At 67.9% G+C, this 15461-nt stretch carries 10 protein-coding genes and 2 pseudogenes; 8 read left to right on the top strand and 4 right to left on the bottom strand.

The features are described 5' to 3' along the window. Positions 1 to 47: 47 nt before the first annotated feature. From GRX01_RS18760 to GRX01_RS05050, 5 genes and pseudogenes are all read left to right on the top strand, one after another. Positions 48 to 341 (top strand): hypothetical protein, encoded by a 294-nt coding sequence (locus tag GRX01_RS18760; RefSeq protein ID WP_201289514.1) that lies wholly within the window; start codon positions 48 to 50, stop codon positions 339 to 341. Positions 342 to 636: 295 nt separating this feature from the next. Continuing rightward, positions 637 to 1644, top strand: a complete 1008-nt coding sequence (locus GRX01_RS05065; RefSeq protein ID WP_159664114.1) for a sodium:calcium antiporter — start codon at positions 637 to 639, stop codon at positions 1642 to 1644. A 334-nt stretch (positions 1645 to 1978) separates the two neighbouring features. Next, positions 1979 to 2731, top strand: coding sequence for a hypothetical protein (locus tag GRX01_RS05060; protein ID WP_233740888.1), 753 nt, complete (start codon positions 1979 to 1981; stop codon positions 2729 to 2731). 2 nt (positions 2732 to 2733) lie between these two features. Beyond that, positions 2734 to 3039 (top strand): hypothetical protein, encoded by a 306-nt coding sequence (locus GRX01_RS05055; protein WP_159664112.1) that lies wholly within the window; start codon positions 2734 to 2736, stop codon positions 3037 to 3039. A 3-nt stretch (positions 3040 to 3042) separates the two neighbouring features. Continuing rightward, a pseudogene (locus GRX01_RS05050) lies at positions 3043 to 5250 on the top strand (type B DNA-directed DNA polymerase). A gap of 142 nt (positions 5251 to 5392) precedes the next feature. Here the strand turns inward: GRX01_RS05050 and GRX01_RS05045 are convergent. From GRX01_RS05045 to GRX01_RS05030, 4 genes and pseudogenes are all read right to left on the bottom strand, one after another. Further along, positions 5393 to 6109 carry a ZIP family metal transporter gene (locus GRX01_RS05045; RefSeq protein ID WP_159664110.1) on the bottom strand — a complete coding sequence of 239 codons (717 nt, stop codon included), beginning with the start codon at positions 6107 to 6109 and terminating at the stop codon, positions 5393 to 5395. Positions 6110 to 6354: 245 nt separating this feature from the next. After that, complete coding sequence (locus tag GRX01_RS05040) at positions 6355 to 8739, bottom strand: GAF domain-containing protein (RefSeq protein ID WP_159664108.1); 2385 nt, start codon at positions 8737 to 8739, stop codon at positions 6355 to 6357. A gap of 317 nt (positions 8740 to 9056) precedes the next feature. Next, positions 9057 to 9566 (bottom strand): annotated as a pseudogene (locus tag GRX01_RS05035) (DUF726 domain-containing protein); the annotation flags it as partial. A gap of 372 nt (positions 9567 to 9938) precedes the next feature. Further along, on the bottom strand, positions 9939 to 12098 hold the full coding sequence (locus tag GRX01_RS05030; RefSeq protein ID WP_159664106.1) for a hypothetical protein: 2160 nt from the start codon (positions 12096 to 12098) through the stop codon (positions 9939 to 9941). A 195-nt stretch (positions 12099 to 12293) separates the two neighbouring features. Between GRX01_RS05030 and GRX01_RS05025 the strand changes: the two genes are divergently transcribed. The 3 genes from GRX01_RS05025 to GRX01_RS05015 all read left to right on the top strand — a co-directional run bounded on the left by GRX01_RS05025 (position 12294) and on the right by GRX01_RS05015 (position 15400). Then, positions 12294 to 13808: a DUF58 domain-containing protein gene (locus GRX01_RS05025; RefSeq protein WP_159664104.1), complete on the top strand. Its 1515-nt coding sequence runs from the start codon at positions 12294 to 12296 to the stop codon at positions 13806 to 13808. A 103-nt stretch (positions 13809 to 13911) separates the two neighbouring features. Beyond that, a complete protein-coding gene (locus tag GRX01_RS05020; protein WP_159664102.1) occupies positions 13912 to 14415 on the top strand; it encodes a hypothetical protein in 504 nt (167 codons plus the stop codon). A gap of 1 nt (position 14416) precedes the next feature. Continuing rightward, positions 14417 to 15400 carry a hypothetical protein gene (locus tag GRX01_RS05015; RefSeq protein ID WP_201289513.1) on the top strand — a complete coding sequence of 328 codons (984 nt, stop codon included), beginning with the start codon at positions 14417 to 14419 and terminating at the stop codon, positions 15398 to 15400. Positions 15401 to 15461: the final 61 nt, after the last annotated feature.

Below are 15461 nucleotides of genomic sequence, written 5' to 3'. Positions count from 1 at the left end.
CGCTCTACGCCGCGAGCCGTGACGGGTTCGAGGCGTCCCTCGCGTGGGTGACCCGCGACGGCAGACGAACCGACGACCCGACGGTCCTCTACCCGGACCTCTTCGCACTGGCGCGCACAGGGCTCCGTGACCGCGGGCTGACGGAGGCCCACATCGACGACCTCCTCGCCCCTGTCGAGGGCCGCTGGACGGCCCGGACGACCCCAGCGACGTGGAAACGGGACCGAGTCGGAAGTCGACTCGACGCCGGGGACGATCTCACGGCCGCCATCTCCGGGATGCAACAGGAGTACATCCGGCGGGCCGAACCGACCGAGCCGTTCGTCGACTGGCTCGAGTGAACGGACGGTCACCTGCCCCCTCCACGATCCCGACTGCCGGTCTTCGACTTCCGCTCGCAGTTCCTCGACCCCGTGCCGCAGTCGCTGCACCTCTCACACGATCTCATGCGGATGTCTTCACCGACCGTCGTCGGGCCTCCGCGTCTCACTGCCCCAATGCCGTGCGTTCAGGTCGCCGCCCTCGGCCGACTCCCCGAGGCGAGATCGATCGCCGCCCGTTCGAGCGAACTCGAACGCGATCCGCCGTCGGCTCGGTGAAATACGCTTTTCAACACGTGTCGAGAACACGGTACCGATGCCGGGACTGCTCGTTTCTCTCGTCCTCGCCGTCGTCGCAACGCTCGTCATCTGGAAGGGAAGCGAGCACTTCGAGCGGGCCGCGGAGCGGCTAAGCAAGCACTACGGCTTACCCGTCGCCGTCCACGGGGCCATCGTCGTGGCTGTGGGATCGAGTTTCCCCGAACTGAGTTCGATCGTCATCAGTACGGTCGTTCACGGCGACTTCTCCCTCGGAGTCGGGGCTATCGTCGGGAGCGCGATCTTCAACCTGCTGGTCATCCCGGCCCTCTCCGCGCTCTTCAGCGAGGAACTGGAATCGACTCGGGACATCGTTCACAAGGACGCACAGTTCTATATCATCAGCGTCCTCGTCCTGTTCATCGTCTTCGCGCTCGGCGCGACGTACGTGCCGGGGGGAACGAACCGTGCAGCGATCCTGACGCCGACGCTCGTCGTCCTCCCGCTTGCCACCTATGGGATCTACGTCTTCCTCCACCAGCAGGACGCCAGTGATCACGTTGCTCACGAGCCCACCGATGTCCGTCCGCTCCGAGAGTGGGGAACGCTGGCGGTGACGTTGATCGTCATCGCTGTCGGCGTTGAGGGCATCGTTCGCGCTGCCCTGTCGTTCGGGGAGATCTTCGGGACGCCGACGTTCCTGTGGGGGCTGACCGTCATCGCGGCCGGAACGAGCCTGCCCGATGCGTTCGTCAGCATTCGGGCCGCCAAGAACGACGACAGCGTCACCAGCCTCACGAACGTCCTCGGGAGCAATACCTTCAACCTCCTCGTTGCCATCCCGATCGGCGTGCTCCTGGCGGGGTCGGCGACCATCGACTTCCTCGTCGCGATCCCGACGATGGGGTTCCTCGCGTTCGCGACGCTCGTCTTCATCGTGTTCACGCGGACGGACCTCGAACTCACCGACCGCGAGGCGTACGGCTTCCTCGGACTGTACGTGCTGTTTCTCCTGTGGATGACGCTGGAGTCGCTCGGCGTCATCGAGACCGTTCAGGGTATCTGAGCGAGATCGCCGCGTCGTTGACGATGCACTGTGCAGCGTCCGTGGCTGCTCGAGCACGCTCCCCCTTCCCCTTCCCCAGTTGACCACCGGACCGACCACGTTGCTGACTGCAGCGGCTCCGTTTCTCGCGACCGCCGCAGCACAGCCACGAAACGTGGTCCACTTCCGGGTGACACACACTCCGGCCGGGATAAACGACCACAGAGTCGCACCTGCCGCAACCGGCCGCGAGCAGGCTCAGGGCCGCACGATCGTACTCGCTGTGTCGTTCACTTTCACTTCCACCCTCCATGCATGGCCGAGTCCCTTATCCACGGTCTCCGTACGTCCGAGTATGCTTCGCGACCAGCCGAACGACGGTGTCGAACTGCCGGCGCTCGAGGCGGGCGTGACGCTGCTTGACGTCGACACCGAGCTCGGCGCCGAGCCGTTGTGTGCGCTCGTTCTCGATCAGCTCCTGGCCTCGGGCGACCACGCCTTCTGGGTCGACGCCGGGGACAACGTTCGGACGTCGACCCTCGCGACCCTTGCCCCACACCCCCAGTACCTCGAACGGATCACCGTCGCTCGCGGCTTTACGGCCTACCAGCACGCATCGCTCCTCGATCGGCTCCCGCGGATCGTCTCGAACGCGGCGCTCGAACGCACCGACCCGGCGCTCGTGGTCGTCCCCGCGATGGATCTACTGTATCGCGAGGACGACATCCCTCGCGAGCAGGCACGGGAGCTGCTCGTCCAGCGCTTGGCGACGCTGGCGGGACTCGCCCGTGATCGCGACCTTCCGGTCGTACTCACACGCACTCGCGACGACGAGCTGTCGGCGCCGCTCGAGGCCGCCGCCGAGGAGGCGCTCGCCTGTCGGGCGACACCGTTCGGCCCACGATTCACCAGCGACGACGCGGAGTCCGACGCGGAGACACTCGTCTATCACACGGGCGACGGGTGGCTCCAGACGACGCTCGCCTTCTGGCGGGAGATCCTGCAACACCGCGCTCGCGCCGTCGACGCGCCGATCGATACCGCTGGCGATACGCCGTCCGCCTCGTCGACATCGGTGACGTCGCCGGTCACACCCAAGGGGTGGTGAGCATGGGCCGCACGAACCCGACGTTCCGCGACGTGCTCTCGCGCATGGAGGACGAGTGGAGCGACTTCCGGCGAGCCCTGCGCCGGCGACACCGACCGTTGTTCGACCGGCTGTTCACCTACGCTCGCGAGCACGCCGACGCCGCGAGTCACCTGAACCACCCCGACCAGCTCGCGCCGGTGTTGGTGAGCATCGACCTCGAACAGGAGGATCGAATCGACGAGCTCGAGGAGCGCGTGGAGACGTTGGAAGGGCGCCTCGAGGACATCCCCGGTGACGCCGAGACGCCAGCCGAACGTGAGGGGTAGCGGATAGTGCTCACGATCGACGACGACGGCACCACGGTCGTCGAGTGGCGGCTCACGACCGACGGCGTCGAACGCACGTGTGTTGACGGCTACCGGCCAACGATGTACGTCGGGGCGCCCGTCTCGGAGTTGTACGGGGAACACGGCGGGCCGACGCCGCGAGTGCAGTTGCCGGCACGTGGGGCGCTCACGGAGGGCCTCCGAGAGTTGCGCTCGTTCCTCGAGGGCCAGGCGGCCGTCGAGTCGCTCTCGGTGGACGTGTGGCGCCAGACGTTCCGGGCGGACGCCCGACCCGTCCTCCGGGTGGAGTGTCGTGAGATCGACGACGTCCGTTCGGTCGCCCGGCGGGTCCAGCAGTTCGGCGACGCCGATGCCTACACCTGCTACAACGTCGATCTCACGCGGTAGTTCCGCTATACGCTTGAAACCGGCACTGAACCGGCGCCGGACACCGATATTCGTGAGCTTCGAACGCTGGATCTGGGCTTCCCGGCGCATGTATCGGGAGTGGAGGCGCTTCCGCAGCTCACCGTCGATGGGGAGTCCGTGGGATCGACGCCGCGTGAAGTGGTTGAGGCCGTCGCAGGGCGCGTCGCGAGCGTCGACCCGGACGTGCTGGTCGTCGACACCGCCGACGTGGTCCCGCTGTTGTTCGAGGCCGCGGGTGAGTACGGCCTGCGGCCGTTCGAACTCGGGCGTGAGCCGGGGTATACACAGTTGGCGTCGGCGTCGACGTACACGAGCTACGGGAACGTCGGGCACTCACCGGCACGGTATTCGGTGCCGGGGAGAGTGCTACTCGACCGGTCGAATTCCTTCTTCGTGCACGAGGCAGGTCTCGAGGGCTGTCTCGATCTGGTCGAGCGCGCTGGACTGCCCCTACAGGAACTCGGCTGGGCGTCGATCGGGCGGGTGCTCACGGCGATGCAGATCCGGGAGGCGCGGTCCCGCGGCGTGTTGGTCCCGTGGCGGGCGTGGCGCCCGGAGTTCTTCCGTTCGGCGGCGACGCTGGATACTGCCGACCGCGGCGGGACGACGCTCGCGCCCGAGGTCGGTGTCCACGAGGACGTCCACGAGCTCGACTTCTCGTCGCTGTATCCGAACGTCATCCGCGAGTACAATGTCTCACCCGAGACGGTGCGCTGTGGCTGCTGTGACAACGACGCGGTTCCGAACGTGGGGTATTCGATCTGTGAACGAGACGGGTACCTTCCCGCCGTGTTGGGGCCGCTCATCGACGGACGGGAGGCGATCAAACGGCGGATTCGCGAGGCGGACGATCCGGCGGAGATCGAGGCGCTGGAGTCGCGCTCGGCGGCGATCAAGTGGATCCTCGTGTCGTGTTTCGGGTACCAGGGCTTCTCGAACGCGAAGTACGGCCGTATCGAGTGCCACGAGGCGATCAACGCGTTCGCCCGAGAGATCCTGCTCGATGCGAAGGAAGCGCTCGAGGGCGGTGGGTGGCGCGTGCTGCATGGGATCGTCGATTCGATCTGGGTGACGCCCGCGCCGGATGTCGCGGACGGGGAGCGGCGAGAGTTGGTGGAGATCGCTCGGGAGGTGAGTTCGGAGGTGGGTATCGAGTTGGAGTACGAGGGCGCCTTCGAGTGGGTCGCGTTCTGTCCGCGACGCGGCGGCGACGGGGGGGCGCTCACGCGGTACTTCGGACGGCGTCATGGGGTGGAGCTGCCCGATCAGGGCGTGGGTGAGGCTGTGAAGACTCGGGGGATCGAGTGCCGGCAGGACGACACGCCGGCGTGGATCTCGCGGTTACAGGAAGCGCTGATCCGGACGGTGGACCGGACGCACGACGTGGAGGCGGTGGTGGGGGAGTTACGACGGTGGCTCGGGCGGTTGGAGGACGGGGAGGTGGATCCGGTCGAGTTGTTAGTGACCCAGCGCGTGTCGAAGCGTGCCGAGCAGTACCGGTACGAGACGGTGACGGTGGCGGCGTTGAAGCGGGCGAAGTGGAAGGACCGTGCGCTCGAACCCGGCCAGCGCGTCGAGTATCTGGTGGTGGATGACGAGGCGACGGGACTCGGGCGCGTTCGACTGGGGGATGAGTCGCTGGAGCGGTACGACGTCGAGTGGTACCGGCGCGAGGCGATTCGGGCCGCCGAGAGTGTGGTGTCGCCGCTCGGGTGGGACCGTGAGCGGCTCCATCGGGCGGTTTCAGGCGTCGTGGAGCCGTCGCTGGGGGAGTTTCGATAACCGACTGCTAACCATCACTCACTCAAGCAGCGACCGCGCTCGCTGGACGTAGGTGTTCTCGCCCTAGCTGCGACCCGCACTGATCGCCATGAGGGTGTCAAAAACAGGACGCTGTCTGCCACTGGGCGGGCTGACGACGCTCTCAGTGGAGCATATCTAGCAGGAAGATCGTCAGGAAGCCGACGAAGAACAGTGTCGTCGACACTGGGGTTTCCGGGACCTTGCCGGCTTTCACGAGCAGTTCCTCTGTCACGAGATACAACAGGGCTGCAGAGCCGAATGCGAGGATGATCGCGATCGGTGCGCCGGTCACTCCGTCCAGTGCGAGTACACCCCCAGTGACTCCGACAGTGAGCAACAGCCCGAATACAGCCGGCACCGCGAGTTTCCGGGCTACGCCGAGGTCGTTCGGGAGCGCGACAACGCCGGCGACCCCCAGGAACAGCACCTCGATGGCCAGTGCGACAGCGATGATGGCACCGGTGTCGGGATTGTTGAGAAAAGTCACTCCGATCAACACGCCGTCGATGAGCATGTCGATACAGACTGTGATGAGCAACCCCGAGGCACTGGCGAAATGCCCCCCGAACTCGCGCTTTTCGATGGTCTCGCTCAGCTTGTGAATGCCGAGCATCGTGACGACTCCAATTGTAAACCCCAAGACAACGATCAGTGGGGCTCGCTCGTGCACTTCAGGGAGGAGCTCGGCGGCGACGGCGGCGATCACGACACCCGCCGCGAAATGCTGGATGTTGCTCTCCATCTGTGCGTCCGGCGGGTAGGTGATGGCAATGACTCCGCCGACCATCGCGGCCACAACTGCGAGTGCAGTGTACGACAGCGCCTGCGTCAGTACCATGGGGGCCATCCCACCGCGAGGGCGAAGAAGGTTGACCAGACACCGCTGGCCAGTCAGTGGAGCCACCCCTGAGTGACGGCGCTGGTTCGGCCAGTCAGTTGGCCGTCAGTCCCGCACTGCTATCGATGAAGACGGCCTCACGGGTCCAGCGGTCTAGGGAACGTAGTGCCTGTTGGCGGGCCACCGGCAGCCACGTGTGCATCAGCATGCATTGAGTGAACGGGGGTCCCCTGATCCCTGCACAGTTACTGGCTCTCGATGTCGACGCCACCGATCTCGAACCGCGCTCCACCAGAGTTGCTGTGCCCGACAGTTGTGTCCCACCCGTGCGCCTGTGCGATCTTACGGACGATATTCAGCCCGAATCCCGTTCCGTCATCGATGCGTGAATACCCGGCCTCGAACACCTCATCGCGGTTGTCCGGGGCAATCCCCGGGCCGTCATCGGCAACGAAGAATCCAGGCCGATCATCGAGGCTCCCCACAGTCACAGTCACGTCCTCACCACCGTGTTCGACAGCGTTCCGGAACAGGTTCTCCAAGAGTTGTTGCACTCGATTCGGGTCGGCTCGAATCGACAGGGTCGTGTTGACCTCTATGGTCGCAGCAGCCGTCTCGACGTTATGCCACGTTCTGGAACAGAGATCCGCAAGGTCAACCGTCTCGACATCGCTCACTTCCTCTCCTTCCCGTGCAAGCGTGAGCAGATCATCAATGAGCGTCAGACTGCGGTCGATCGCGTTCGCTGCGTCAGCGAGGTTCTCACTGGAACAGTTCTCCCGAGCCAACTCCACTCGACCCTGTGCAACGTTCAACGGATTGCGAAGGTCGTGAGAGACCACGTTGGCGAACTCCCTGAGGCGTTCCGTCTGTTGTTCCAGTTGCTGTTCGTGCGTGAGTCGATCCAGGACACTCGCGGTGTGGTTGATCAGGAGTTTCGTCAGCTCGAAGTCGGTCTCATCGAACGCGTTGGGCGCTTCAGCGACGGCCTGGAACACCCCGTGGTTCTCAATTGGGATGCTGATCACCGAGTTGAACGGTCCCTGCGGTCGTGCGTCCTCCCACGTGGTCAGATCCCCGATGAGGAACGACTCCCCCGTTCGATAGGTCTTGCCGGTGATCCCCTCGTCAACCGACATCGTGGTGACTCGGTCTTCGGGAACCTCGTCTGGAACTGCAACGGGGACCAGCTCCCCACCGTTCTCAATGTTCACCACGCTCACGTCGAGATTGAGGATCTCCGCGCTAGCTCTGATGGTGTGTTCGTACGCCGCTTCGGCCGACTCGCTGGCAGTGAGTTCGTTCGCAACAGTGTGGAGGGCCGTCAGCTTCTGTTCACGGGCTTTCCGGTCGCTGATGTCCCGCCCGATGCCAATGATCCCAAGCACATCGCCGTCAGTGCTCGTGAATCGTGACCCAGTAAACTCGTAGGGAATGGACACACCCTCGGCGGTCAGGAGCTCCGCTTCGACGATCGATTCGCCGGTCGCTAACGCCTCATCGAGCGCCGTCTCAACGGTTGGGCGGTCCCTCTCAGCGAAGAAGTCGGTGGCTTGCATCTGGTCAAGCTCCGCATCGGTGTAGCCAGTGACCTCGGTGAAGCGGTCGTTCCACCGTCGCAATGTACCGTCCGGATCGAGATGGTAGAAGATGTCGTCGAGGCTGTTGATGGCTTGATCGATCATCTCACGCTCTTCACGAAGCTCATCCCGTAAGGCCAGGGTGTGAATGGCGTGAGCGATGTCGTCACCGAGTTCCGCTAAGAGCTCCTGCTCGTCCGCATCGAACGCGTAAGGGCACTCTGAATAGATACACAGGACTCCAAACAGCGTGCCTTTGAATACGAGTGGGACCGCAGCGATCGCTTGAAATCCACGTTCAAGCGCCGCGTCACGCCACGGCGTCACTACAGCGTCCTCGTGGACGTTTTGAGACACGGCGACGCGGTGCGTCCGTACCGCGGTTCCGCCCGGACCAACTCCGGTCGCCGTCTCGTCAACGGTGACGGTGATCGCATCGAGATACCCCTCCTCTAGGCCGGCCCATGCTCGCGGTTCAATGCGATCCGTCTCAGCGTCCACCTCACCGATCCACGCGAACAGATACGGGTCGGAGTCACTGACGACCTCACAGACCCGATCTTCGAGCGCTGATCGCGTGTCAGCTCGGACGAGTGCCTGATTGATATCGCTGGCAAGTGTCCGGATCCGTTCGAATTCGGCAGCACGGTGGTGTGCTCGATACTGTTCGACGGCGTTCTGGATCCGATTCGCCAATAGTCTGTATTGGTCGATTCCATCTCCCTTTTGGAGGTAATCGGTCGCACCCGCAGAGATCGCATCACTGGCAACTTCCTCGCTCCCCTTGCCCGTATAGAGAATGAACGGGAGATCGGAGCGGTCCTCGCGGACCGTTTCGAGGAACTCGATCCCGTTCTGTCCGGGCATCTGATAGTCGCTTACGACGCAATCGAACTCAGTGGCTGCAAGTCGATCTAATCCCTCAGCGGCGCTGGTTGCTGTTTCGACAGAGATACACTTTCCCTCCCTTTCCAGCATTTCCGCTACTAACTCCGCGAAGTCCGGGTCGTCGTCGACATGGAGGACATGGATACCCTCCGCTGTACTCATTGGCCACGGATTCCCGATCACCTCATATAACGTTATGGAATCAAATACAAGATTTGAGACGCTACCGACGACAGATCAACGGCCTGGGGGACGATCTCCGAATCGGATGCGATGGACGAGGCGGTGGTGGTGAGGACCCTCTCGGGGACCGGCACCACGCGTCCTTGAGATCTCCCACAGCAGTTCGCCAAGCTGGCGACCCAACTGCCCTGGGGGGGTCTAGGTCCCGCGCGAGATAGTCGTAGATGTCGATGGTACCCCGAGCATACAAGCGACGGTGACAGCCCAGCGCCGGTGTCGGTCGTCACAGGTGATCAGTGATAGACGGGAGCGTCGATCGCCGCGATGGCCGACCCGTACTGTCCGTCGGCCGCGACGCTGTCGTTCGGAATCGCCCCGCCGAACAGCGACACCGAGGCGAGGACGTCCGTTCGCCCGCGGTCGGCGAGTTCGCTGAGCGTCGCTCCTGTCAGGCGGGCGCCGAGGGAGTGGGCGAACAGGTGGATCGGTCGCCCGTCGTCCGCCGCCCATGCCGCCAACCAGTCGGCGAGCGGGGTGGCGTTGGCGTCCGCGGTCCGCTTCGCCGGTCCCCAGTCGACGTTCGACGCCCACGAGTAGCCGACCACAGGGGGGGCGTCGGCCTCCGCGGCTACTCCCGTCGCCGCCGCGAGCCCCAGCCGAGCGGTGTACGCCTGATCTCGGGCCGAGCCGGCATCCGCGCCGAGTCCGTGGACGAAGAGGACCACCGCGTCGGCCCCGTCGAGATCCCACGAGCCCACTCGCTCCGTCGGGTCCGCCGCGTCGAGTCGCCCCCGCGTCGTCACCATCGGCTGCGTCTCCGGCGCGTCGTACCCGCCGGAGTCGCCGTCCAGCGACCGCGCGATGTAGAGCCCGCCTCCCCGAAGAGGCCGAGGCCCCCCGCGACGCCGAGAAGGAGTCGCCGACGAGTGACGAGCCCGCCGGAGGCGTCGTCGGCGTGGTCCGAGTCGTCTGCGCTCATTGATGTGTTCGCTCGATCCGGGTCGTCCGCGGAAGTATTCCGTGATGTCGAAGTATCGACTCGAACGATCGGGCATCCGACGCAGTGGCCCCAACCCTCGCCGTCCGGTGGGATCGGTGCCGAAGTCAACGCGACGCCTCGCAAGCCCACACGTGAACGCGGCGATCGGATCGCCCGCACGCCTTCGTGGGTCGACCGATCAGGCGTCGAGCACCGTCCGGGCGTCCTCGATGGCGCCTTCGGCGTCCGCCTGGGAGACGCCGGCGGGGCCGAACGCCGCGCGCTCGTACACGTCCGTGAGGTGGTCGAGCGCGTCGGCCGCGGCGTCGGCGTCGGTCGCCTCGCGGTACGCGCGAGCGATCTCACGGTGGGTGAGCGCGTCGTCCACGCCGTGGCGCTCGGCGAGCGCGTCGCGAACGGTCGCGAACGCGACCTGCGTCGCGACGGTCGGGTCCTCGGCGAGGTGCGCGCGGGCGTCGTCGAGGGGCGCCGGCGTCGACTCGGCGGCCGCGGCGGCCGCAGGGGCGTCCGCGTCCGCACCGGCCGTCGCCGCCGTCGACTCGGCCGGCGCCGTCGGGTCTGAGTCCTCACGGGTCGCCAACCCGTACGCGCCGACTCCCGCGAGCACCACCAACAGGCCGGCCACGAGCAGCCCGATCTGCTCCGCCGGGAGGGGAACGGCGGCCAGTACCGGGGTGAGCACGCCCGACACGCCCGGCCCGAGGATCCCGAGGCCGTCGGTGTTCCCAGCGGGGTCGTCGGCCTCCCCATCGGGTGCCACGAGCGAGACGGTCGTTCGCGCACGTGCGGGTTCGAGGTTCGTCTCCGGCGCCGCGTACGACGCCACGAGCGTCGCCGTCTCCGCGTCCGACAGGGCGGCCGGGACAGCGACCGTCTCGGCGTAGCGGCCGTCGGGGCCGGTCGTGACGCTCGCGACGACGCGGTCGCCCAGGCGGACGTCGACGCTCTCCCCGGCGACCGGCGTTCCGTCGCTCGTCGTGAGCCTGCCGCGCACGGCGACGGTGTCGGCGGATTCGAGGCTCGCGTTCGCGGCGAGCCGTGTGGTCGTCGGCTCGACGGCGAGCGCCGACTCGACGGCCGTCACGACGACCGCACGGTCGTCCGACGCTGGGGCGACAACGACCCGCTGCTGCCCGTCGTCAACCTCCGCCGGGAGCGTCCCGGCGAGACTGTAGGCACCATCCTCGCCCGTCGTTCCCGTCCCGAGAGTCGCGTTACCGACCCGAAGGCGAAGCGGGATCCCGTCGACGGCGACCCCGTCGGCCGTGACGCTTCCGTTGACCGCGACGCGGTCGCCGAACGACGCCTCGGCGGGCGCGGTGAGCGTCGCAGTCGCCTCGACCTGCTGGACGTCGATGGGGACGGTGCCGTTCGACGGGAGGTACACCGACGCGTTCTCCGGCCGGTAGACGACCCTCACCTCCGTCGCGTTCGCCCGGAGCAGCGTCGGTCGATACCTGAGCGTGAGTGCCCCGGACTCGTCCGTCGTCGCGGTGAGCGTCCGCTGGCCGACCCGAACTTCGATACTGCGGTTCGCCACCGGCGTCCCGTTGGCGGTCCGGAGGGTTCCGGAGATCGTGAGCGGGTCGAGGAACGAGGCCCGCGGGTCCGCGACCGACAGGGAGAGCCGCGTTCGCGTCAGCTCCGCCGTCTCGAGTTCTGCGGCCGTCTCGCTCACGTTCGCAGTCGTTTCCTGGATCATCTCCCGCTCGCCTGCGAGGTTCACGCCGGTCGTGTTCTCGATCCGCGAGTACGCCGCGAGGAGCTCCCGCTGGGTCGTCTCGATCCGGTCGGCGGTCTCGGTGAGGTTGCGCGCGAGGCGGCGTGCCCGCTCGCGGTTTCCGTTCTCGACGGCCTCCCGGTATTCCTCGCGCGTCTGGCGGAACGACTGAACCTGCTCGACGTACGTCTGTTGAGTCCGTTGGGCCGACTCGAACCCCCCGCCGTCGTCGCCGTCGCCACCGTCGATGTCGCCCTGCACGTCGACGTACTTCTCGAGGTCGTCGTCGTACCCCGACCCGAGGAGCTCCTTCGCCCGCTCGTACTCCTCCTGATTCAGACTCGTCAGGCTGCCGTTGAGGTTCCCGGCCAACTGCCCGACGAGGTGCGAGCTGATCGCGGCGGTGTCGCCGTCGCCGTCGACCGACTCGGGGTCCTCGTGGCGGACGGTCGAGTTGTTTCGCGTGCCGTCGTCGGCCACCTGTGCGACGGGGGCGTCCGTGAGGTCGGCCTGCGTTGCCCCCGAGCCGGACACGACCGGGGCGGCACCCACGGCGCTGGCCGCGCTCGCGAGGAGGAGGCACGCCGCGATCGCCCGGACCACCGCCGCACGGTTCACGAGCGAACGTATCGGCGGAGCGTAATGAAACGAGCGGAAGCGTTCGCGGTCCAGTGGATGCCCCGCGGCGAGATGTGAAGTTCTGTGTGGCGTCGGGGCCGAGCGGCTGGTGACGGCGGGGACGCCGACCGTCCGCTCACACAGTGAGCCGGTCGACGGGAACACTCATATGTCGACCGACACGACACACCGGCAATGCAGGTGCAGCGACGCGCCCGCACGGTCGCGATCATGGGGCTCGCCGTCGTCGTGCTCGGCGTCCTCGCGGAACGCGTTCTGCTCGTCGCGGGCGGCGTCGCGCTCGCGGCGTGGCTCGTCGGGCGACAGGCCGCAGCCGTCCGTGCCGTCCGCGCGGTCGACCGCGACCTGACCCTCGACGTGACGCCGATCCGCCGTCGCGTCCCCGTCGACGACGAGGTACGACTGGCGGTCACCGCGCGGGTCGACGGGCCCGCGCCGGCGCCGACGGAGATCAGGGTGAACCTGCCCGTCGCCGCCGACGGGCCGCCCGTCGACGATCGGACGCTCCGGCTCGACGCCGGCGAGACCGAGGCGGGAACGACCGTCGAGTTCACCGTCCCCACCGCCGGTCGCTACGAGATCCCGCAAGCGTCGGTGACCGTCCGGCCGCGAGACGGACTGTTCACGGAGACGCTTCCGCGTGGGCCGACGCCGACCGTGACGGTCGCGGCGCGGACCCCGGCCGACCTCCGAATCGGCCGGGGCGGCGAGGAGGTCGCGATGGCCTACGGCGAGCATCCCGCCGGTCGTGGGGCCGGGGGTATCTCCCCGGAGGAGATCCGGCAGTTCCAGCCCGGGGACGCGACGGACCAGATCGATTGGAAGGCGACGGCCCGCCTCGACGACCTGTACGTCCGCGAGTTCGAGGCCGAGACGGACCGGCGGAGCGTGCTCGTGTTCGACCACCGCGGGGCGACCGACCTCGGCCACGAGGGGGCGACGCTGTTCGCGTACCTCCGGGAGGTCGCGCTCTCGTTCACCGACGCCGCGGAACGCCTCTCCGACCCCGTCGGCTGCTGGACCGTCGGCGACGACGGCGTCACGAACAGACACGACCCGACGACGGCGGCCTCGGGGTACAACCGCATCCGAACGACGCTTTCCGAACTCGTCCCGACGGTGCGCCCTCCGGTGACTGCGGACGGTTCCGTCCCGACTGCCGGGGGGGCGGTCGGCGACGGGGACCCCGGCGACGCGCGGACCGGTCGGACGGACGCGATCACCGCGGACACACGGGGCGCGCATCCGGGCCGCGCGGCGCTGGCCGACGCCCGGCTCGCGACCGACGAGACGCCGTTCGCGCGTCGGCTCCGGCCCTTCCTCGGGTCACGAACGTCGTACGTTCGGCGGATCGAGGGCGACCCGCTGTTCGGGGCCGTCCGGAGCCTTCGGGCGGAGACGAGCGGGACGACGTGGACGGTCCTGTTCACCGATGACGCTCGTCGTGACCGCGTCCGCGAGGCGGCGCGGCTCGCGACCCGCGGCGGCGATCACGCGGTCGTCTTCCTCGCCCCGCGAGTCCTCTTCGACGGCGACGTGCTCGCCGACCCGGAGGCGGCCTACGACCGATACGTCGCCGCCGAGGAGTTCCGGCGCGACCTCGACGGCCTGCCGCGCGTGACCGCCTTCGAGGTCGGGCCGGGCGATCGGCTCGACCGCCTGCTCGCCGCCGGGCGTCGGGACCGATGAGCACGTCGCCCCCAGTCGGGAGAACGGTCACGCCGTCCCCCTCATGGCGGCCCGATCGGTCGGAACGAACACACCTATGACGGTCGCCGGTCTATCCGGCCTCATGCGCGGCGGATCCCTCGCCGAGGTGGTCGCGACGGGGGCCCAGCGCCGGTCCGAAGCGTCGGCTCCGTTGCTGGCATGCGTGGTCACCCTCCCGCTCGGGTTCGCCGTCCTCGGCGGCCCGGTCGCGGCCCCGATCGGACTGATCGCGGTCGTGCTCGCGGTCCTTGCGGGCCCGGCTCTCGCGATCCTTCTCGCACACCTGCTGGCGGTGGTCGTCGTTCCCCAGCCGACGCTCGGGTCGGTGCTCGTACTCGAGCTCGCGATCCTCCCGCTGGTCGCCGTCCCGCTGGCCGGTCGTCTCGACCGCCGGGACGCCGGCGTCGCCTGGCTCGCCGCCCTCGGACTCGGCGCCGCGGCCGCCATCGCCGTCATCGCCCTCGACTCCTACGCCGCGGTCGCCGCGACGCTCGTCGCCGTCGCGGTCCTCGCGGCGTACGGGCTCCATCGCTACGAACTGGTCGTCACGGGACTGGCCGGTGCGACGAACGGGGGTGACCGCTGAGGTGAGTCGCGACGCCGGCGACGGGATCGGCCCGAAGAGGCTCGGATCCGGGGACGAACCGTCTGAACCGAGCGACCCGGAGGCCGACGACGGACCGACCGCCCCGGAGTCGACCGACGCCGAGACGGTCGCCCGCGTTGAGCGGTTGTCGGCGGAGAACCGCCGCCTCCGCGAGCAGTACGCACGAGTCAGGCGCACGGAGTACCGTCGCGCGGCGCTGGCGCTCGCGGGCCTCGGCGCCGTCGCGGTCGGGGCGGCCGCGCTGTTCCCCGCCGTCCGTGAGGTGCTGCTCGTGCTCGGCGCGATAGGACTGTTCGGCGCGGTCCTGACGCGGTATCTCACGCCCGAGCGGTTCGTCTCCGCGGACGTGGGCGAGCGCGTGTACGCCGCCCTCGCGGACAACGAGGCGGCCGTGACAGCCGAACTCGGCCTCCAGGACGAGCGCGTGTACGTCCCGGTCGGCCCGGGCGACCCGCCCGCCCGGCTGTTCGTCCCCCAGCGCCGCGAGTACGAGGTCCCCGACGGCGAGGCGCTCGAGGCGACGTTCGTCGTGCCCGAGGAGCCCGAGGCACGCGGGGTCGCGTTCGATCCGACGGGCGGATCGCTGTACCGCGAGTTCACGCGGACGGTGCCGGGCGAGCCGGCGGAGGCCCCGACCCGCCTCGTCGAACAGCTCTCGGAGTCGTGCGTGGAGACGTTCGAGATCGCCGACGCGGTCGAGACCGACGTCGACGCCGCGACCGGTCGCGCCACCGTCAAGGTGACCGGCGGCGCCTTCGGGGCCGGCGACCGGTTCGACGACCCCGTGGGATCGCTAATCGCGGTCGGGCTCGCGGTCGGACTGGACGCGCCCGTCAGGGTCGAGTCGGCGTCCGTCGACGGCGGATACACGGTGACCTGTCGATGGTACGGCGACGGTGCGGACGGAGACGGGAACGCCGGCGGCGAGGCTGAAGCCGACAGCGTCGAGGACGGGAACGAGTAACGCCGGTTGCGCTCGACGGCACCGGGGCACCGACGGCGACGAGGTATCCGTAGGTGGAGAC

The sequence above is a fragment of the Halobaculum saliterrae genome, assembly GCF_009831625.1.
Lineage (GTDB): Archaea > Halobacteriota > Halobacteria > Halobacteriales > Haloferacaceae > Halobaculum > Halobaculum saliterrae.
This window is presented reverse-complemented; position numbering and strand designations above follow the sequence as displayed.